Genomic DNA, 20625 nt, shown 5'->3' on the forward strand with positions numbered 1-20625 from the left:
AGTGGATTTCATTTTTCAAATAGCGACTTTATTTTTGGGGTTTCTGGCTGAATATAGAGGAATCATCGGGTTAATCGTTGATGGGAAAGTATCCGAAAAGTTGAAATTTTAAATTGCTTACACGATTCACCGTTTTTTTAGCGGAAATAAATATGCCAGTATAAATACGTAGTCAGGTGTTACTTACTCCGATCAAATATCACAAAAGGATTGTTTCGATGTCCAACAATGGCTCGTCACCGCTGGTGCTTTGGTATAACCAACTCGGCATGAATGATGTAGACAGAGTTGGGGGCAAAAATGCCTCCCTGGGTGAAATGATTACAAACCTGTCGGGTATGGGTGTCTCCGTACCGAACGGGTTTGCCACCACCGCCGATGCCTTTAACCTGTTTTTAGACCAGAGCGGTGTTAACCAGCGCATTTACGACCTGCTGGATAAAACGGATATTGATGACGTCACCGAGCTTGCCAAAGCCGGGGCGCAGATCCGCCAGTGGATCATCGACACACCTTTCCAGCCGGAACTGGAAAAAGCCATTCACGACGCATACAACCAGCTTTCTGCTGACGATGCTCAGGCCTCCTTTGCCGTGCGTTCCTCTGCGACCGCGGAAGACATGCCGGACGCCTCGTTTGCCGGGCAGCAGGAAACCTTCCTGAACGTCCAGGGTTACGATGCGGTGCTGGTGGCCGTGAAGCACGTGTTTGCTTCCCTGTTTAACGACCGTGCCATCTCCTATCGCGTGCACCAGGGCTACGACCATCGCGGCGTGGCACTTTCCGCTGGCGTGCAGCGCATGGTGCGCTCGGACGTGGGCTCATCCGGCGTGATGTTCTCCATTGATACCGAATCCGGCTTCGACCAGGTGGTGTTTATCACCTCCGCGTGGGGCCTGGGTGAGATGGTTGTGCAGGGTGCGGTAAACCCTGACGAATTCTACGTTCACAAGCCTACGCTGGCCGCTGGCCGTCCGGCGGTGGTGCGCCGCACCATGGGCTCGAAAAAAATCCGCATGATCTATGCCCCGACCCAGGAGCATGGCAAGCAGGTTAAAATTGAAGACGTACCGCAGGAGCAGCGCGACCGCTTCTCCCTGACCGACGCCGAAGTGCAGGAGCTGGCGAAGCAAGCGGTGCAGATTGAAAAACACTACGGCCGTCCGATGGATATCGAATGGGCGAAAGACGGGAACACCGGCAAGCTGTTTATCGTGCAGGCGCGTCCGGAAACCGTCCGCTCTCGCGGCCAGGTGATGGAGCGTTATACGCTGCACGCCCAGGGCAAAATCGTGGCGGAAGGCCGTGCTATCGGTCACCGCATCGGTGCTGGTCCGGTGAAAGTGATCCACGACATCAGCGAGATGAACCGTATTGAGCCCGGCGACGTGCTGGTGACCGACATGACCGACCCGGACTGGGAACCGATCATGAAGAAAGCGGCGGCTATCGTCACCAACCGCGGCGGCCGTACCTGTCACGCGGCGATCATTGCCCGCGAACTGGGTATTCCTGCGGTTGTCGGCTGCGGTGATGCTACCGAGCGCATGAAGGACGGACAGAACGTGACCGTCTCCTGTGCAGAAGGCGATACCGGCTACGTGTATGCCGATATCCTCGACTTCAGCGTGAAGAGCTCCAGCGTGGATACCATGCCGGACCTGCCGCTGAAGATCATGATGAACGTCGGTAACCCGGACCGCGCGTTCGACTTCGCCTGCCTGCCGAACGAAGGCGTAGGCCTGGCGCGCCTGGAATTTATCATCAACCGTATGATCGGCGTTCACCCGCGTGCGCTGCTGGAGTTTGACGACCAGGATCCGAAGCTGCAGAACGAAATCCGCGAGATGATGAAAGGTTACGACTCGCCGAAAGAGTTCTACGTCGGCCGTCTGACCGAAGGGATCGCGACGCTGGGTGCCGCTTTCTATCCGAAACGCGTGATTGTGCGTCTGTCTGACTTTAAGTCTAACGAATACGCCAACCTGGTCGGCGGCGAACGCTACGAGCCGGAAGAAGAGAACCCGATGCTGGGCTTCCGCGGGGCCGGACGTTACGTGTCCGACAGCTTCCGCGACTGCTTCGCGCTGGAGTGTGAGGCGGTGAAGCGCGTGCGCAACGACATGGGGCTGACCAACGTGGAGATCATGATCCCGTTCGTACGTACCGTGGATCAGGCGAAAGCGGTTGTGGACGAGCTGGCGCGTCAGGGGCTGAAGCGCGGCGAGAACGGGCTGAAGATCATCATGATGTGTGAAATTCCGTCCAACGCCCTGCTGGCCGAGCAGTTCCTGGAGCACTTCGACGGTTTCTCTATCGGTTCGAACGACATGACGCAGCTGACGCTGGGTCTGGACCGCGACTCCGGCGTGGTCTCCGAGCTGTTCGATGAGCGTAACGAGGCGGTGAAGGCGCTGCTCTCCCTGTCCATCCGCGCGGCGAAGAAGCAGGGCAAATACGTCGGGATTTGTGGTCAGGGTCCATCCGACCATGAAGACTTCGCTGCCTGGCTGATGGAAGAGGGGATTGATAGCCTGTCCCTGAACCCGGATACGGTGGTGCAAACCTGGCTGAGCCTGGCGGAACTGAACAAGTAACGCCACGCTGACCCGAAAAGGCGAGGATATTATTCCTCGCCTTTTTTATTTCATTTCATATTTGCTCCCCATCACAAATAAAGTAAAAAACCAAATATCATAATTTGTCTGTCAATTTAGACAATTGTTAGCGCGCAACACGTTGCTAATACTTGAGCCTTACTGCGCATTTCCCTTTCAGTGATGCGCAACTGGTTGAAATACGTTTTAACCTGATAAAAAGGCAAATAACAATGACACTCTCCTCTGTATTGCGTACCAAAGATAAAATAGGTTATGGCTTAGGTGATATGGCCAGCGCGCTGGTCTGGCAAACGGCAACCTTATTTCTCGCTTATTTCTATACGGACGTTTTTGGGCTCCCCGCCGCCATCATGGGCACCATGTTTTTAGTGGTGCGTGTGGTTGATGCGTTTGTCGACCCGTGCATTGGCGCCCTGGTGGATCGCACCCAGACGCGTCACGGTCGTTTCCGTCCCTGGCTGCTGTGGTTCGCCATTCCGTTTGGCGTAAGCTGCCTCATCACCTTCTATGTACCGGACGTGGGGCCGACGGCGAAAATCGTTTATGCCTGTGTGACCTACGCGATCTTAAGCCTGATTTACTCCGCCATTAACGTCCCTTTCTGCGCCATGCCCGGCGCGCTGACGCTGGATCCGCGCGAGCGTCACTCACTGCAGTCGTGGCGCTTTGGCCTGTCGTTTATCGGCGGGTTGATTGTAACGGTGATTGCCCTGCCGCTGGTCTCACTGTTAGGCCAGGGCAACGTGCAGAAAGGCTATTTCTATGCCATGAGCCTGATGGGGCTGCTGGGCATTGTGCTCTTTTTCTGCTGTTTCCTCATGACCCGCGAGCGCTATTCGCCGCGCAATGATACCTCCGGCTCGATGCTCACCGATTTAAAACTGCTGGCCGGAAACAGCCAGTGGCGCATTGTTTTCCTGTTTAATATTTTGCTGTTAACGGCGGTGGTAACGCGCGGTTCCGCCACGATGTATTACGTGAACTACGTGCTGTTGCGCCCGGAGCTGGTTTTTGCCTTTATTGTTTCCGGAATGGTCGCCTCCTTAAGCGGCGCATTATTATCTGAACGGCTGCTGGGGAAATTTGACCGCGTGCGCGCCTATCAGTGGACCATTATTTCCTTCGTTATTTTCGGCGCGCTGATTTTCTTCCTGCCGCCTTCGCAGGTGTGGCTGATTTTTTGCCTCAACATCGTCTTTAGCTTTGTGCAAAACCTGACCACGCCGCTGCAGTGGACCATGTTCTCCGATGTGGTCGACTACGAAGAGCATCGCAGCGGCCGCCGCCTGGACGGCTTGGTCTTCTCCACCGCACTGTTTGCCATCAAATTCGGCCTGGCGCTGGGTGGCGCGGTGGTCGGCTGGGTGCTGGGCATGGTGGATTACGCCCCGGGACAGGCAACTCAGGCACCCCACGTACTCTCTACGATTAACGCGCTGTTCACCCTTATCCCTTGCGCACTGTTCCTTTGCATGGTCGCGCTGCTTGCTATCTACAAGCTCAACAGTCGGCTGGTGGATTCCATCGCCCGGGAGTTGGCCAGCAAGCGTGAGGTGAGACCCGACGCGGGGCAGCTCAGCCCAACAATCCCTTCCGCACTACAGGAGTAAAACATGACAGCTATCTATAAGGACGCGGGACGTCCCGTGCACGAGCGCGTCGCCGATTTACTGGCGCGTATGACCCCGGAAGAGAAGTTCGCCCAGATGCATGCGTACTGGCTGATCCTCGATGAAAACGGCAACCATCGCGAACGCAGCGACCTCAGCGATGAATTCGCCGGCGTGAGCGAGCAGGCAGCGCTGAGTGAACGGCTAAAGCTGGGCGTCGGGCAGATCACCCGTCCGCTGGGTACCCATATCGTTGACGCGAAAACCGGGGTGCGCGCCGCTAACCGCCTGCAGCGCATGATGATGGAAGAGACGCGCCTCGGCATTCCGGCATTGTTCCATGAAGAGTGCCTGGTGGGGTTGCTGTGCAAAGACGCCACCCTGTTCCCGTCGTCGCTGAACTACGGCTCTACCTGGGACCCTGAACTGGTACAGCGCGCGGCAGAGCAGATCGGTGTAGAGGCGCGGTCCGTCGGCTGTCAGCAGGGGCTGGCGCCGGTGCTGGACGTTTCCCGCGACGTGCGCTGGGGGCGAACCGAAGAGACCTTCGGGGAAGATCCCTGGCTGGTGGGGGTGATGGCAACCGCCTACGTGAAAGGGTTGCAGGGCGAGAGGCGCGATCTGCTGGCGACGCTCAAGCACTACGTGGGCCACTCGTTCAGCGAAGGGGCGCGCAACCATGCGCCGGTACATCTGGGCTTTAGCGAACTGAACGACACCTTCCTGCTGCCGTTTGAAATGGCGGTGAAGCTGGCCAATGCCGGGTCGGTGATGCCGGCCTACCACGATATCGACAATCAGCCGGGGCACAGCGACAGCTTCCTGCTGACCACCGTCCTGCGCGAACAGTGGGGCTTCGACGGGATTATTGTCGCGGATTACGGCGGCGTCAGCCTGCTGCACCAGCATCACGGGGTGTCCCACGATGCGGCCGAATCCGCCGCGCTGGCCTTTAACGCCGGGCTGGACGTCGAGCTGCCGAAAGATGACTGCGCGCGCCATCTGGCGGACGCCGTTGAGCGCGGGCTGATTTCTATGACCAGGGTGGATGAGATCGTGGCGCGCGTGCTGACCGAAAAATTCCGCCTGGGCCTGTTTGAAAACCCGTACGCGGATGAAAATGGTATCGATCTGCAAAATGACACCACCCGACAGGTTGCGCGGGAGGTGGCGACGAAATCGGTCACGCTGCTGGAAAACAACGGTATTTTACCGCTCGGCGGTAAGCCTCGCGTGGCGGTGGTGGGGCCGACGGCAGACGATCCGCTGGCGTTGCTCAGCGGCTACAGCTTCCCGGTGCATCTGATCATCAGCGATATGGTTGAAGAGACCTCGCAGGTAACGACCCCGCGCGCGGCGCTGGAACATTACCTCGGCGCGTCGCAGGTCCGTTACGCCAAAGGGTGTCACATCATCGAGAAACGGATGGCGGGTGCGCCGGTCTTCCCGGGCGACAGCGGCGGTAAGCCGATGCAGCAGTCGCCGGTCTCGCAAAGCACCGCGCTGATCCCCGAGGCCGTGAACGCGGCGCAGGAGAGTGACGTGGTGGTGGCCTGCGTGGGCGATCTCGCCGGGCTGTTCCAGAGCGGAACCGTGGGGGAAGGTTCCGACACCGACTCCCTGAATCTGCCGGGCGTGCAGCAACAGCTGCTGGAGGCGCTGGTGGCGACGGGCAAACCGGTGATTGTCGTGATGACTGGCGGGCGCCCGTACAATCTGCAGGGGCTGGAGGATAAGATCGCAGCGCTGCTGGTGGCGTGGGCGCCCGGGCAGGAAGGGGGCTGGGCGATCGCGGACGTGCTAACGGGACGCGCTGAGCCGCAGGGGCGTCTGGTGGTGAGCGTGCCGAAAAGCGCCGGGGCAATGCCGTATTACTACAATCACAAGCTCAAAAGCGGCGGCACGCCGTTTGCGTTCCACTTCGGTTCACGTTATCCGTTTGGCTTCGGCCTTGGCTGGACGACGTTTAGCTGGGGGGCTGCCCGCGTAGGTGAAAGCAGCGTGCCGGTCGACGGCGAGGTGACGCTGAGCGTGGATATCACCAATGCCGGGGAACACAGCGGCAGCGAGGTGGTGCAGGTTTACGTCAGGGATAAGGTCGCCACCCAGGTGCGACCGCTTCAGGAGCTGAAGGCCTTCCAGCGCGTCACGCTCTCGCCGGGCGAAACCGCCACGGTCAGCTTTACGCTACCGGTTGAGATGTTCAACTTTACCCGCCGGGACGGGAAACGCATCGTTGAGCCGGGCGAGTTTGAACTGCAGGTTGGCGCATCGTCGGCGGATATCCGCGCGGCGGTAACGGTTAATGTGACAGGGGAAACGCGGGTGCTGCCTGCTGAGTGGCGGATGCTCAGTACCTGTGAGGTTAAGCGCGCGTAGTCAGGATAAAAAAAAGCCCATCGTGGGAGATGGGCAAAGACTACACACAGCAATTCGTTGTTTCACTCAGGGGATTTCCATGCTTATAAATCAAGGTGTTGATCTATAACCGTGTCCTAATAGTAGGCATGTCATCTTTTAGCGTCGATCGGATTCGTCTCAATAGTTAAAGAGACGTAAAGATTTTTTAAGGTGAATAGCGGACTTAGAGCAAAAAAGGCGGGTCTGACCAGTGAGCAACGAATAAATACTTTAGCGGCGTTAAAGTATTGTGAGGGGGAATGTAGGCCGGGTAAGCGTTAGCGCCACCCGGCAAAAAAACTTAATGCGTGTTCTTCTCTTCCAGCTCTTCCAGTTCGCTCAAAATCACGTCCGGGTCTGTTCCCGGAGGCGGAATTTCATGTACCCAGGCGGAGAACAGACGCCAGGTGACGGCGAGCAGCACCGGGCCAATAAACAGGCCTATCATGCCAAAGGCAATCAGTCCGCCAATGACCCCGGAGAGGATCAGGATCAGCGGCAGGTCAGCACCCATGCGGATGAGTATCGGACGAATGACGTTATCCATGGTGCCGACCACGCAACTCCAGACCAGCAGCACCGTTCCCCACGTGGTATCACCCGTCCAATACAGCCAGATAATACTAGGGACCAGCACCAGCAGCGGTCCCAGTTGCGCAAGACAGGTCATCAGCATGACCAGGGTGAACACGGTAGCGTACGGTACGCCGGAAATCGCCAGACCGATACCGCCCAGCACCGCCTGCACCAGCGCGGTCACCACCACGCCCAGCGCCACCGCGCGCACGGCCTGCGCAGCCAGTAAAACCGCCGCGTCACCCCGTTTGCCCGCCAGGCGGGTGGCGAAGTGACGAACGCCTAAAGCCACCTGCTCGCCGCGCCAGTAGAGCAGGGCGCTGAAGAGCAGCATCAGGGTACAGTGCATCATAAACCGGCCGATATGCGCCGCCTGACCCACAAACCAGGTCGTGGTCGTGCCAATGTACGGGCGGACTTTTGCCATCAGCGCGCTGCCGCCCATCTCCAGCAGGCTATGCCAGCCGCTGTAGAGCTTGGCGCCCACCACCGGAATGCTGTTCAGCCAGGCGAGATCCGGCAGCGTCAGGTCACCGCTGCTAATAGCGCGAATAACGGGGCCACTGGAATCCACCAGGCTATTCACCAGCAGGGCAATCGGAATAATAAACAGCAGGAACAGCAGGAGCGTCATGACCAGCACCGCTAACCCGCGGCGGCCGAACAGCAGCTTCTGCAAACGCAGCAGCAGAGGCCACGTGGCAACGACAACGGTCGCGGCCCAGGCGAAGCCGAGAATAAAGGGTTGAACAATCCACAGACACGCAATAATCATGAGGGCCAGGAACAGCACCGACAGCAAAATTTGCGCAACATCCCTGGGCTGGCGAAGATTGACCATAAATGAAACTTTCCTTAAAAGAACGCCAGCATGGCTGGCGGGAACGGAAAACCGCGTCTCTCTAATCATTGATGATCTCAGCGGTTTTTGACAGGCGGATTTTGCCTGTAATTCGGCAGAGATTATAAGAAAAAAATGTGATAAAACTTTCCAGACACAACGCAAACGATTTTATACACAAAATCATTCGAGTTGCATCAAGGCGGCAAGTCTGAGAATCCCCAGGAGCTTACTGAAGTAAGTGACTGGGGTGAGCAGACGCAGCCAACGCAGAGGCAGCTCGAAGGATGACGTGTATATACAACTCTAATTAGGGTCGACAGTTATGATCCCACAGATTTCTCAGGCACCTGGCGTCGTTCAGCTGGTGCTTAATTTTTTGCAAGCACTGGAGCAACAGGGTTTTACAGGTGATACCGCCACGAACTATGCCGACAGGCTGACGATGGCGACCGATAACAGTATTTACCAGCTTCTTCCCGATGCCGTGGTTTTCCCTCGTTCAACGGCCGACGTGGCGCTTATCGCCCGGCTGGCCACGCAGGAGCGCTTCGCCTCGCTGGTCTTTACGCCGCGCGGCGGCGGCACCGGGACCAATGGTCAGGCGCTGAACCAGGGCATCATTGTTGATATGTCGCGCTATATGAACCGCATCATTGAGATCAACCCGGAAGAGGGGTGGGTGCGGGTCGAAGCGGGCGTTATCAAAGATCAGCTTAACCAGTACCTCAAGCCTTACGGTTACTTTTTTGCCCCGGAGCTTTCCACCAGTAACCGCGCGACCCTTGGCGGGATGATCAACACGGATGCTTCCGGTCAGGGCTCGCTGGTCTACGGGAAAACCTCCGATCACGTGCTGGGCGTGCGTGCCGTTCTGCTGGGCGGCGATATTCTCGATACGCAGCCGATGCCGGTCGAACTGGCGGAAACGCTGGGCAAAGATAACACGGCCAGCGGACGCATCTATCGTACCGTGCTGGAGCGCTGCCGCGACAACCGCCAGCTTATTCTCGATAAGTTCCCCAAACTGAACCGCTTCCTGACCGGGTACGACCTGCGTCACGTCTTTAACGACGACCTGACCCAGTTTGATTTAACCCGCGTGCTCACCGGCTCCGAAGGGACGCTGGCGTTTATCACCGAGGCGCGGCTGGATATCACCCGCCTGCCGAAGGTGCGTCGGCTGGTGAACGTCAAATATGACTCCTTCGATTCCGCGCTGCGCAATGCGCCGTTTATGGTGGAAGCGAAAGCGCTGTCGGTGGAAACGGTTGACTCCAAAGTGCTTAACCTGGCGCGGGAAGATATTGTCTGGCACTCCGTCAGCGATCTCATTACCGACGTGCCGGATAAAGAGATGCTCGGTCTTAACATCGTGGAATTTGCCGGCGACGATGCGGCGCTGATTGAGAGCCAGGTCACCACGCTCTGCCAGCGGCTGGATGAGCTGATTGCGCAGGGCGAAGGCGGTGTGATTGGCTGGCAGCTCTGTAACGATCTGGCCGGAATTGAGCGTATCTATGCGATGCGTAAAAAAGCCGTGGGCCTGCTCGGCAATGCGAAAGGGGCGGCGAAGCCGATTCCCTTTGCCGAAGATACCTGCGTGCCGCCTGAGCATCTGGCGGATTATATCGTCGAGTTTCGCGCCCTGCTGGACAGCCACGGCCTGAGCTACGGCATGTTCGGCCACGTCGATGCCGGGGTACTGCACGTGCGTCCGGCGCTGGATATGTGCGACCCGCAGCAGGAGATCCTGATGAAGCAGATCTCCGACGATGTGGTGGCCTTAACCGCCAAATATGGCGGTCTGCTCTGGGGAGAGCACGGGAAAGGATTCCGCGCGGAATACAGCCCGGCATTCTTCGGCGAACAGCTCTATGCGGAGCTGCGCAAGGTGAAGGCGGCTTTCGACCCGCATAACCGCCTCAACCCGGGTAAAATCTGCCCGCCTGAAGGCGTGGACGCGCCAATGATGCAGGTGGATGCCGTCAAGCGCGGCACGTACGACAGACAGATCCCGATTGCGGTGCGCTCCTCCTGGCGCGGCGCGATGGAGTGTAACGGCAACGGCCTGTGCTTTAACTTTGATGTGAAAAGCCCGATGTGTCCGTCAATGAAAATCACCAGCAACCGTATCCATTCTCCAAAGGGGCGGGCGACGCTGGTGCGTGAATGGCTGCGTCTGCTGGCCGATCGCGGGGTTGACCCGCTCAGGCTTGAGCAGCAGCTTCCGGAAAAACGGGCCAGCCTGCGCTCGTTGATTGAACGCACCCGCAACAGCTGGCATGCCAACAAGGGCGAGTATGATTTCTCCCATGAGGTGAAAGAGGCGATGTCCGGCTGTCTGGCCTGTAAAGCCTGCTCAACCCAATGCCCGATTAAAATCGACGTGCCGGAATTCCGCTCGCGCTTCCTGCAGCTGTATCACACCCGCTACCTCCGCCCGGTGCGCGACCATCTGGTGGCAACGGTGGAAAGCTACGCGCCGCTGATGGCGCGCGCGCCGAAGACCTTCAACTTCTTTATCAACCAGCCGCTGGTGCGCAAGCTCTCCGAAAAACATATCGGCATGGTCGATCTGCCGCTGCTGTCGGTGCCGTCTCTGCAGCGCCAGCTCGTCGGGCATCGCTCGGCGAACATGACCCTGGAGCAGCTGGAGGCACTCACGCCTGAGCAAAAAGCGAAGGTGGTGCTGGTGGTGCAGGATCCGTTTACCAGCTACTACGATGCCCAGGTGGTGGCGGATTTCATCCGCCTGACCGAAAAGCTGGGGTATCAGCCGGTGGTCCTGCCGTTCTCACCCAACGGTAAGGCGCAGCACATTAAAGGCTTCCTGACGCGCTTTGCGAAGACCGCGCAGAAAACCGCTGACTTCTTAAACCGCGTGGCGCAACTCGCGATACCGATGGTCGGCGTCGACCCGGCGCTGGTGCTGTGCTATCGCGATGAATACAAGCAGACGCTGGGCGACAAGCGCGGTGATTTCCACGTTATGCTGGTGCACGAGTGGCTGCCGATGGCCCTGGAAGACAAAGCTGTTCAGGACGTCAGCGGTGAGCCGTGGTATCTGTTCGGACACTGCACGGAAGTCACCGCGCTGCCGGGCGCCCCCGCGCAGTGGGCGTCCGTCTTTGCCCGCTTCGGCGCGAAGCTGGAGAGCGTCAGCGTGGGCTGCTGCGGCATGGCCGGCACCTACGGGCACGAAGTGAAAAACCACGCCAACTCGCTCGGTATCTATGAGCTGTCCTGGCATCAGGCGATGCAGCGTTTGCCGCGAAACCGCTGTCTGGCAACGGGCTACTCCTGTCGAAGCCAGGTGAAACGGGTAGAAGGTAACGGGGTACGTCACCCATTGCAGGCTTTACTGGAGATAATTGGATGATCTGGAAACGTGCCGTGACGCTGCAGGCGCTGAACGCCATGGGCGAGGGGAATATGGTGGGGCTGCTGGATATCCAGTTCACCCGCATTGGCGACGATGATATCGAGGCCACCATGCCCGTCGATCGTCGCACACATCAGCCGTTTGGTTTATTGCACGGCGGGGCGTCCGTCGTGCTGGCCGAAACTCTGGGCTCGGTGGCGGGATATCTCTGTACCGAAGGGGAGCAGAAAGTGGTCGGACTCGAGGTGAATGCTAACCATATCCGCTCGGTACGCAGCGGGCGCGTGCGCGGAGTTTGCCGCGCGCTGCACGCCGGTAGCCGCCATCAGGTATGGCAGATTGACATTCTCGACGAGCAGGATCGCCTGTGCTGCTCGTCGCGGCTGACGACGGCGGTCGTGTAAAGTTTTCAGATGTTTTGCCTTTGGTCAAAAACTAGTCAGTGGGTTGTGATATACTGGTCAGGTTTTGTACATAAGCGAGGACATCATGGATACTGAAATAACCCCAACACAGCTGGCAATTGAATATTTACGTCGCGATAAGAGCAATCTGTCCCCGGCGCAGTACCTGAAAAAGCTGAAACAGCTTGAGCTGGAATTTACAGATTTGCTGGCGCTCTCTTCGAATGAGCTGAAAGAAGAGATCTACTTTGCCTGGCGGTTGGGCGTTCACGTCCATTGAGAGAGTAATGTTGAAAAGGCCGCAAGAGCGGCCTTTTTTGTGTCTGACGTTCAGTATTTAGCGGGGAGCTTGTTGATTTTAATAAGCCTGCCTTCTTCCATTTCGATAAATCCGCCGGTTTTTAAATCCGCCAGAATGCGCATCACGCCGCTGCGGGAGAGCTGGGTTTTCTCCCTGATATACCTTTCCGCCGTCACGCTGCCGCGATAGCTCTCATCTTCATCCATCAGTTTTATGAGCTGCTGGCGAATCATCTCATACGCCGTGGGCGCGCCCTGCGGCATCACGTTGTTATAAAGACGGCTATAGACAAACATCAGCTGTTGAGAGAGCAGTCCCCATAGCCCTTTTTCTTTAATAATGTCAGCTACCTGTTCAGTAGGGATACTGCCAATCAGGCAAGGGCTCACCGTGATGAGGTAATCATTAAAATAGATGTCTGTCAGGTTAGCCAGACCAAACAGGGTAGGGCTGCGGGAGGTCGAGAGCATCATGTTATCGCTGCTGCGGTAGATGGCAATCGTTCCCTCAAGGATTAAATAACAGATCCCCTGACCGTCAACCTCTAGGTTAAGTCGTTCGCCGCGGCCCGTTCGACGCACGGTGCAATAGGGCTCCAGATGCGCGATCAGTTCCTGGGCGTAAGGGGAGCCGCGAGACGATTTATCTGTATAGGACATAGCCGTAAACCTGGAAGATAATCTTATGCTTATAGTTTCGCTCTTCTCTCGCGCTATCTCCAGATATTATTGTGATTTCAGTACTTCCGAGGTAAATGGTTAATTTCTATCAGCACGCCACGTTCCATGGTGATGTATTTCCCCGTACGCAGTTCTGCCAGAATCCGCATAATCCCGCTGCGGGAGAGATAGGTACGGCTCTTAATATAGGCCGCTGCGGTGATGTTTTGTCTAATTGTCTCAGGTTCCTGCATTAATTCAACCAGCTGAAAGCGGATGATATCGTATGCGGACATCTGTGAAATTTGAGCGCAGTGCTCGTACACCCGCGATGCAGTATAAATCAGCAATTTAGAAAAGTGTTCCCAGAGATCGTGCTGTGCAACCACTTTATTAAACGCATCCAGCGACACGCAAGCGAGTTCTGATGTCTCCAGGGCCCTGACGTAAAGATGTTCCGATGAAAACTGACTGCTGACACCCAGTATAAAGGGAGCCGATTCCGAATTTAACACAATACCGTCGCCGCGGCGGTGCAACGCCACGCTGCCGTGTAACAGCATAAAACAGTGGCGTTCGTCATTTCGGTAATACTGTACGACTTCACTTTTCGAAAGAATGATCTTCTCTGCGCCAGGAAGGACATTATCAATTAAACGCTCTATGTGTCTTAAGGGTTTTAATCCCAGCACCAACGATTTCTCATTGTCTAATACGGCTGCAATTCGCGTGTTCATAATATACCTCACGTCAACAGATGCGATCGTTTTCCAATCGACATGGAGAATTATCTTAAAAAGCTGCGAAGCAGGGAATAACACTCAAAAGTCTAATAATAGACCGGAGGTGTTGAGAATCTTAACGCTATGAATTTTATCGTTAAACGGTGAAGGTCTAAAAGTAGACTGGCGATAAAACACGCAATCAAAATGTTTATTATTTGTTAAACCCCAGTCTACAGCTAGACCTGAAAAAAGATTGTTTCGTAGAAAAGTGTTGTATAAATTTTGACTCGTCGACAGAAACACAAATCTGAAACGCTCGACACGATGAGAGCTATATTTTGTTTCTGATGGCCTCTGAAAAAGAATGGCAGAATGAGGAACGTCTGTTTTGCCTGAATATCAGTAATAAATAAAGTAATACAGGAAATGGCTTTATGAAAAAGAAAATTATTGTTGCCATCTTTACGGCAGGCTCTGCATTGACAATGACTCAGGCTTTCGCGGCGGCAGGTACGATTAATTTTAACGGTAATATTTTGGATAATGCCTGCGATGTAGATGTGGCATCTCAGAATCAGGTCGTGGTTCTCGGCGATTATTATAAAACAGAATTTCCGACAACGGGTTCCAGAACCGCAGCGACGCAGTTCGATATCGTACTGAAAAACTGCCCGGTGACCGTTACCTCCGCGAAGGTGCGTTTTGACGGCACGCCAGATTTAACCGACGGAAACCTGCTGGCGATTGATTCCTCCGTTGTGGGAGCAGCAACGGGCGTGGCCATCAACCTGATGACGGCCGATAAGGCCGATCTGCCGCTGCATGGTAGCAACAGCTATTCCTATGTGCTGAGCAGCACCGCTGATAATACGCTCAATTTCTATGCTCAGTATATTTCAACTGCGGCATCAGTGACCGCGGGCCCGGCTAACTCGGTTGCTAACTTCTCTGTGGTTTATAACTAAGTCTTTTGCAGTAATCAGTATGGGGCCACCCGGCCCCTTTGTTTTATGAGGTATTCAATGCGTTTTATCACAACAATTGGCCTGGCCGCGGCAGCGTTACCGCTGACATTTTCAATGGCCAATGCTGGCGTCATTATTGGCGGCACACGCGTTATTTTCGACGGTGCAAAAAAAGAAGCATCCATTAGCGTGGACAATGCCGATAGCGTGCCCTTTTTAATTCAGTCGTGGATTGACGTGCCGGAGGGGAAAACAGATAAAGCGCCTTTTATCATTACGCCTCCGCTTTATCGACTGGATGGTGGCCAGAAAAATATCGAACGCATTGTCATGACCGGGTCACTCCCTCAGGAACAAGAAAGTTTATTTTGGCTCAATATAAAAGCCATTCCTTCTGCAACGAAACAGGCTAATTCACTGCAAATTGCAGTTAAAACGCGTATCAAGTTGATTTATCGCCCGGCAAGTCTTCACGCGTCAACGCCCGAAGATCAGGCCGGAAAATTAACATGGCAACGCAACGGGAATGAAATTCAGGTAATGAATCCGACTCCCTATGTCATCAATTTTAATGAAATATCCGTGGGCGGAAAAAAACTGGACGATGTTTCGTATGTATTACCCGGCGCGTCGGCCCGATTTCCGTTATCTCATGGAACCCGCGGAAATACGCTGACGTTTAACGTTATCAACGATTATGGAAGCCCCGGCGCGTTGCATCAAGCCAGTTTGTGATTTTGGCAAACGGTAATACCCGCATTACTCAGGTCATCCGCAATGAAAATACAACATCATAAAGTACGACGCCTGGCGACACTCATCGCTCTGGCGATGACGGGGTCTTCTCCCACGCTTTATGCCAGCGAAACGTTTAATACTGAACTGGTTGAGCTGGATAACCCAGGCATGGGGAAAGCCGATTTATCCGCGTTTGAAGCAGGCTCTCAGGCGCCGGGTACGTACCATGTTGATATTATTCTTGACGATCGGCTCATTGAGACCCGGGATATTACCTTTGACGCAGCGAAAACGCCCGACGGAAATGACGTATTACAGCCGTGCCTGAGCATTGAACAATTAAAACAGTGGGGCGTGAAGACAGCGCTGTTTCCTCAGCTGGCCTCAGCGAAAAGCACCTGTGCCGATCTTATGGCCATTCCGCTGTCCTCGACGGATTTCCAGTTCAACGCGCAGCGTCTGGTTATCAGTATTCCGCAGGCCGCTATCGATATACCGGCGCGTGGCTATGTGCCGCCGGAAATGTGGGACGAGGGTATCAATGCCGCCATGCTCAATTACAGCCTGAGCGGGGCCAATACCTGGGCGAAAACCGGTGAGGCTGCCAGAACTGACAGCCAGTATGCCAACCTGCGTCCGGGGATCAACATTGGGCCGTGGCGCCTGCGCAACTACACAACCTGGTCCCGGGAGGCGTCGGGTCAGGATAAATGGGACACCGTATACACCTATGCACAGCGGGCTGTTATTCCCCTGAAGGCGCAGTTGACACTCGGCGACAGCTCTTCCCCGGCTGACGTGTTTGACAGTATGCCTTTTCGCGGCGGTCAGTTGGCATCCGACGATGACATGCTGCCGGATTCTCTGAAGGGCTACGCGCCCGTGGTTCGCGGTATTGCGCGCACGAATGCGCAGGTGGTGGTGCGCCAGAATGGCTATCAGATCTATCAGAGCTACGTCGCCCCGGGGGCGTTTGAGATTACCGACATGTATCCGACGGGCGGTGCCGGGGATCTTGACGTGACAATCAAAGAGGCGGATGGAAGCGAACAGCATTTCACACTGCCTTACGCCTCACTGCCGGTGCTGCAGCGCGAAGGGCGTCTGAAGTATGCCATCACGGGCGGTCAGTATCGCGCCTACAACAGCAGCGTGGAAAAGACGCCTTTCGGGCAACTGACAGGTATTTATGGTCTCCCGCATGGCCTGACGCTATACGGTGGCGTGCAGGGATCGGGCAAGTACCGGTCGTTCGCCGTTGGGGGGGGAACAAACATGGGGGATTTTGGTGCGCTCTCCACCGACGTCACCCAGGCCTGGTCTACACCGGATAACACGGCAAAAACCAGCGGGCAGTCCTGGCGCGCGCGGTATAGCAAGAACTTTATCGATACCGGAACGAACTTCTCGATTGCGGGGTATCGCTATTCGACCAGCGGCTACTACGGGATGCAGGAAGTGCTGGATTCCTGGGGAGACAGTACCGCGCTGCAGGACAGGAGGCGTAACCGCGCCGAATTGACCATGAGCCAGACGCTGGGCGGGGATTTAGGTTCTCTGACCCTCAGCGCCGCGCGGGAAGACTACTGGAATTCGGATAAATCGATGGCGTCGTGGAGCGTCGGGTATAACAACTACTGGCATAACATCAGTTATGGCGTGACCTGGACATACAGCAGAAACGCTAGCACAGCCTCTTATGGTAGCGGGAGCAGCAAAACGTATGACCACGACCAGCTTCTGGCATTTAACGTCAGTGTGCCGTTGGATAAATTCCTCCCGCAGACGTGGGCAAACTATGGCATGAACGCCAGCAAGAATAATGGCACCACGCACAACCTGGGTATGAACGGCGTGGCCCTGGAAAACCATGCCCTGAACTGGAACGTGCAGCAGGGCTACGGTACGGACGGCGTCGACTATACCGGCAACATGAACGGTGACTACAAAGGTACCTACGGCGAAGTGACTGCGGGCTATGGCTACGACAGGAGCAGCGAGCGCCTGAACTACGGCCTGCAGGGGGGGATCCTGGCCCACGCGGACGGTATCACCTTTTCCCAGCCGCTGGGGGAAACCAATGCCCTGATTAAGGCACCCGGCGCCCACGGGGTGGATATTCGAAACCAGTCAGGTATGCGAACGGACTACCGGGGCTTTACGGTAGTCAGCAATCTCTCCGTGTACCGTAAAAACGACCTCACGCTCGATCCAGAAAATATGCCTGACGACGTTGAGCTGGAGATCAATACGCGTACGGTCACGCCGACGCGAGGGGCGGTCGTCAGGGCTGATTACCTTTCCAAAGTGGGGCGCAAGGTGCTGATGACCCTGATGGACAACGGCCGCTTCGTTCCGTTTGGGGCGGTGGTGACGCTCGCCGAAGACGGTCGCGGTGGCTTTATCGTTGGCGATCGAGGACAGGTCTATTTAACCGGCATGAGCGAGCAGGGGACACTGATCGTGGCATGGGGAAATCAGTCCGCCCAGCAGTGTCGCGTGGATTTCACCCTGCCGAAACAGGCCACCTACGGTGGCGTCACCCTCATTAACGCCCTTTGCCGTCAGGAACTTTAAGATGAAAACGATGAAATTTATGCTGTTGCTCTGTTTTTTTGCGGGCTGGAATTATGCCCACGCCGGGACGTGCACGACGATCGTACCGCAGACGTCTACGCTGTCGGTAGGTACCCTCACCGTGCAGCGCGATGCGCCTGTGGGAACGGTGATATTTTCCGGGGCAGCGTCAAACACGGGATCCTATCTGACCGGCTGCAGCAATCCATTAATGCTAGGTTTTAGCATGCGTTATAACGGCGCCACGCTCAGTACCTATGGGAATCATGTTTACAACACCAACGTCAGCGGGATTGGGATCCGATTTTCATCGAATAATTATTTCGAAAACCCGAGCAATACCTTCTCATATAACGCACAAACCTCGTACGTCGACTGGTATGGCGGAAAAATTGAACTGGTGGTGACCGGGCCGGTTTCCTCAGGGGCGCTCACGCCCGGCGTAATCGGTGTGGTAACCCTTCAGGGCAGCGACGCTATTTATCGCGATGGTCTGATAACGCAGTTGAGCAACGGAACGATCAATGCCCTGGCGTGCACGATCAATACGCCACAGTTGACCTTCGCCATTGGAAATATACCTGCCTCTTCCTTTAACGCAGGCGTGGGAACGTCGCCGGCAGGGGCGCAAAATACGCAGAATCTCGGATTAAACTGCAGCGCCGGGACCAATATCAACGTCACGTTAAGCGGCATCCAAAACCCGGATATCAGCAATACCAGCGTGATGGCCCTTACGGGGCAGGGTAATACCGGAACGGCAAAAGGGGTGGGCGTTCAGCTCCTCTATAACGGTACTCCGCTAGCCATGAACAGCCGCCTGCTATTAAAACAGTCCGCGGGTGGGGTCGAAACACTCCCATTAACGGCCCGTTATTATCAAACGCTGGGGACCGTTCAGTCGGGAACGGCAAACGCCTCGGCCACGCTTAATTTAACCTACCAGTAGCCGGTGAGAAGATGAAAATATCGAACAAAAAAACTCTCCTGCTTGCCCTGTTGAGCTGGAAGGCGTTTTCCGCCGATGCGGTCAATATCGGCGTAACGGGAAATATCGTTGCGTCGCCCTGCGTATTTAACGGGGGGAATACGAATCTGGATATCAACCTCGGCAATATTCAGGCTTCCAATATGGTGACGCCAGGGTCCACGTCAGACCCGGTTGCGTTCGATCTGCTCTTTACAAGCTGTCCGCTGGGAACCCGTAGCGTCACGGTGACGTTCGCAGGAACCCCTGATCCCGCAGCAGGCGCGGACTACTACATGAACAGCGGCTCGGCCACCGGCGTTGCCGTCGCCATGAGTGACGCCGCAACCGGCTCGCTTAAAGGGACGGGCTCCAGCATCACAAAGACCATTGCGGCAGACAGCACTGCAACAATGCCTATGCAGGCCTGGGTAAAATCCGCTTCAGGCGGTACTACGCCCGGAAGCATCAGTGCCGTTGTCGTGATGACGATGCAGTACAACTGAATGTCAGTGATACCTGTTTATTAAAGATGTTGGTATGAACTATGTTAAATATTCTGATTCAGGAAACGGATCTGTTTTTTCAGGCAGGGCTGCAGGATTTTTTAGAGAGTTTTTTTAAGCATAACTTTCATCGCACTATCACATTTAAACCTGGCTTAACCCATGAAAATGTCAGTCAGGCCGATATTATTATCCTGTCATTATGTCAGGGTGAGACACTGACCTGTTTTCCCGAGTTACTGGCCCGGCAAAAAGGGATTGTGATAGGGTTCGTCGACGATGAGCAGTCGGTTTCGGCGTTGCCCTCCTGCTTTCAGGACATCATTTTACTTCCTCGCCGTGCATCGATTGATCGTATCAGTGGCGAACTGTTTATCGCGTGGTTCAGGACGCGACTACCGGGTTACACGTGGACTAACAGGAACTGTTTCAACTGCCAGCATAAAAGTTTATCCCGGCAACAAATTCGTATTATGGTGAATTTTTACAGAGGACTGTCGGTTATGCAGACCGCTCACGCGCTTGATATGAGCGAGAAAACGGTCTTTACCCACAAATATATGATGATGCAAAAATTTAATCTGCGAAACGATTACGAGATGATCGCATTGCTGAGAAGGTTGATGGAGAAAAAGAGCCGGCCGAACCTGCTTCGCGAATTGCTGGAAAACAATGATGCACGACCAGGCAACTTTCTATCAAAATCTATCAGGCAACTTAACAATATTGAGTAACACTCCTCTTTGCATTTCGATATAGCCGCCTTCTTTTAATGCCGACAGTATGCGCATCACGCCACTACGGGAGAGGTGGGTTTTATCTCTGATATAGCTTTCTGCAGTAACGTTGAGTCTGAATGAGGATTCTTCGTTTGAGAGGGCATAAAGTTGTGCGCTTACAATGTCATAAGCGGAAGGTCCCGTTAAATCTTCATAACTGTGAAATAGCTTACCTGCCAGGCCCATCAGATGATATGCCAGGGGCTCCCAAAGGTTATGATTCTTAATTGTCTCATTAACAAAATCCGTTTTGAGGGTAACGATGTCACAGTTATTAAACGTTTTGATATAGCCGCGCATCTGGGTCTGATGCAGATTACTGAGGCCGATCACCGCGGGTCCTTGAACCGTTGCCATCGCTAAATCGTCGTTGCCGCGGTGAATCATGACGCGTCCTTTGAGTAATACATAACAGAGACGTTCATTGCCAACCACAAAATTTAATCGACGGCGTGGCAGCACTTTTTTCAAATCTGAACCGTGTTTAAGATAATCGATCAGCAATTTTGTCGCTGATGAAGGATCACATACCCATTTTGTGGAGAACTCATCGAGCATACGTGCGCCTGTC

At 55.1% G+C, this 20625-nt stretch carries 16 protein-coding genes and 1 other RNA gene; 12 read left to right on the plus strand and 5 right to left on the minus strand.

Annotated elements, in window-relative coordinates; translation table 11 throughout:
* The first annotated feature begins 218 nt into the window (after positions 1 to 218).
* From ppsA to ABFV38_RS09195, 3 genes are all read left to right on the plus strand, one after another.
* Entirely contained in the window at positions 219 to 2597 is a 2379-nt protein-coding gene (gene ppsA, locus ABFV38_RS09185) for a phosphoenolpyruvate synthase (RefSeq protein WP_045910280.1), read from the plus strand.
* A gap of 233 nt (positions 2598 to 2830) precedes the next feature.
* Positions 2831 to 4231 (plus strand): MFS transporter, encoded by a 1401-nt coding sequence (locus ABFV38_RS09190; RefSeq protein WP_348959194.1) that lies wholly within the window; start codon positions 2831 to 2833, stop codon positions 4229 to 4231.
* Between the two features lie 3 nt (positions 4232 to 4234).
* Positions 4235 to 6610 (plus strand): glycoside hydrolase family 3 N-terminal domain-containing protein, encoded by a 2376-nt coding sequence (locus ABFV38_RS09195; protein WP_348959196.1) that lies wholly within the window; start codon positions 4235 to 4237, stop codon positions 6608 to 6610.
* A gap of 5 nt (positions 6611 to 6615) precedes the next feature.
* On the opposite strand, the gene rprA is transcribed toward ABFV38_RS09195, so the two are convergent.
* Together rprA and ydiK are read right to left on the minus strand one after the other, a co-directional pair.
* Positions 6616 to 6723, minus strand: an RNA gene (rprA, locus tag ABFV38_RS09200) — antisense sRNA RprA.
* 209 nt (positions 6724 to 6932) lie between these two features.
* Positions 6933 to 8048 carry an AI-2E family transporter YdiK gene (gene ydiK, locus ABFV38_RS09205; protein ID WP_348959198.1) on the minus strand — a complete coding sequence of 372 codons (1116 nt, stop codon included), beginning with the start codon at positions 8046 to 8048 and terminating at the stop codon, positions 6933 to 6935.
* A 325-nt stretch (positions 8049 to 8373) separates the two neighbouring features.
* Between ydiK and ABFV38_RS09210 the strand changes: the two genes are divergently transcribed.
* From ABFV38_RS09210 to ABFV38_RS09220, 3 genes are all read left to right on the plus strand, one after another.
* A complete protein-coding gene (locus tag ABFV38_RS09210; protein ID WP_048027558.1) occupies positions 8374 to 11430 on the plus strand; it encodes an FAD-binding and (Fe-S)-binding domain-containing protein in 3057 nt (1018 codons plus the stop codon).
* On the plus strand, positions 11427 to 11837 hold the full coding sequence (gene menI / locus ABFV38_RS09215) for a 1,4-dihydroxy-2-naphthoyl-CoA hydrolase (RefSeq protein WP_021241102.1): 411 nt from the start codon (positions 11427 to 11429) through the stop codon (positions 11835 to 11837). The genes ABFV38_RS09210 and menI overlap by 4 nt, the downstream gene beginning before the upstream one ends.
* Before the next feature lie 85 nt (positions 11838 to 11922).
* Entirely contained in the window at positions 11923 to 12117 is a 195-nt protein-coding gene (locus ABFV38_RS09220) for a YdiH family protein (RefSeq protein ID WP_003857766.1), read from the plus strand.
* Between the two features lie 50 nt (positions 12118 to 12167).
* On the opposite strand, the gene ABFV38_RS09225 is transcribed toward ABFV38_RS09220, so the two are convergent.
* Together ABFV38_RS09225 and ABFV38_RS09230 are read right to left on the minus strand one after the other, a co-directional pair.
* Positions 12168 to 12797 (minus strand): helix-turn-helix domain-containing protein, encoded by a 630-nt coding sequence (locus ABFV38_RS09225; RefSeq protein WP_045910285.1) that lies wholly within the window; start codon positions 12795 to 12797, stop codon positions 12168 to 12170.
* A 77-nt stretch (positions 12798 to 12874) separates the two neighbouring features.
* Positions 12875 to 13534: a winged helix-turn-helix transcriptional regulator gene (locus tag ABFV38_RS09230; protein WP_048027559.1), complete on the minus strand. Its 660-nt coding sequence runs from the start codon at positions 13532 to 13534 to the stop codon at positions 12875 to 12877.
* Positions 13535 to 13956: 422 nt separating this feature from the next.
* Between ABFV38_RS09230 and ABFV38_RS09235 the strand changes: the two genes are divergently transcribed.
* Genes ABFV38_RS09235 through ABFV38_RS09260 form a run of 6 tightly spaced genes read left to right on the plus strand, consistent with a single transcriptional unit; the run spans position 13957 to position 20009 of the window.
* The gene (locus ABFV38_RS09235) at positions 13957 to 14487 is read left to right on the plus strand and encodes a fimbrial protein (protein ID WP_048222693.1); all 531 of its coding nucleotides are present in this window, start codon (positions 13957 to 13959) and stop codon (positions 14485 to 14487) included.
* Between the two features lie 57 nt (positions 14488 to 14544).
* Positions 14545 to 15222, plus strand: a complete 678-nt coding sequence (locus tag ABFV38_RS09240; protein ID WP_348959202.1) for a molecular chaperone — start codon at positions 14545 to 14547, stop codon at positions 15220 to 15222.
* 42 nt (positions 15223 to 15264) lie between these two features.
* Positions 15265 to 17802 (plus strand): fimbria/pilus outer membrane usher protein, encoded by a 2538-nt coding sequence (locus ABFV38_RS09245; protein ID WP_348959203.1) that lies wholly within the window; start codon positions 15265 to 15267, stop codon positions 17800 to 17802.
* Position 17803: 1 nt separating this feature from the next.
* Positions 17804 to 18751 carry a fimbrial protein gene (locus tag ABFV38_RS09250; protein WP_348959205.1) on the plus strand — a complete coding sequence of 316 codons (948 nt, stop codon included), beginning with the start codon at positions 17804 to 17806 and terminating at the stop codon, positions 18749 to 18751.
* An 11-nt stretch (positions 18752 to 18762) separates the two neighbouring features.
* Positions 18763 to 19275, plus strand: a complete 513-nt coding sequence (locus tag ABFV38_RS09255) for a fimbrial protein (RefSeq protein ID WP_348959207.1) — start codon at positions 18763 to 18765, stop codon at positions 19273 to 19275.
* Positions 19276 to 19316: 41 nt separating this feature from the next.
* On the plus strand, positions 19317 to 20009 hold the full coding sequence (locus ABFV38_RS09260) for a LuxR C-terminal-related transcriptional regulator (RefSeq protein ID WP_348959209.1): 693 nt from the start codon (positions 19317 to 19319) through the stop codon (positions 20007 to 20009).
* Here ABFV38_RS09260 and ABFV38_RS09265 read toward each other — a convergent pair.
* The gene (locus ABFV38_RS09265; protein ID WP_072061296.1) at positions 19974 to 20612 is read right to left on the minus strand and encodes a winged helix-turn-helix transcriptional regulator; all 639 of its coding nucleotides are present in this window, start codon (positions 20610 to 20612) and stop codon (positions 19974 to 19976) included. The two genes, ABFV38_RS09260 and ABFV38_RS09265, sit on opposite strands and share 36 nt — an antisense overlap.
* Between the last annotated feature and the right edge of the window lie 13 nt (positions 20613 to 20625).

Source organism: Enterobacter cloacae complex sp. Mu1197 (genome assembly GCF_040059225.1).
Taxonomy (GTDB): Bacteria; Pseudomonadota; Gammaproteobacteria; order Enterobacterales; family Enterobacteriaceae; genus Enterobacter; species Enterobacter quasiroggenkampii.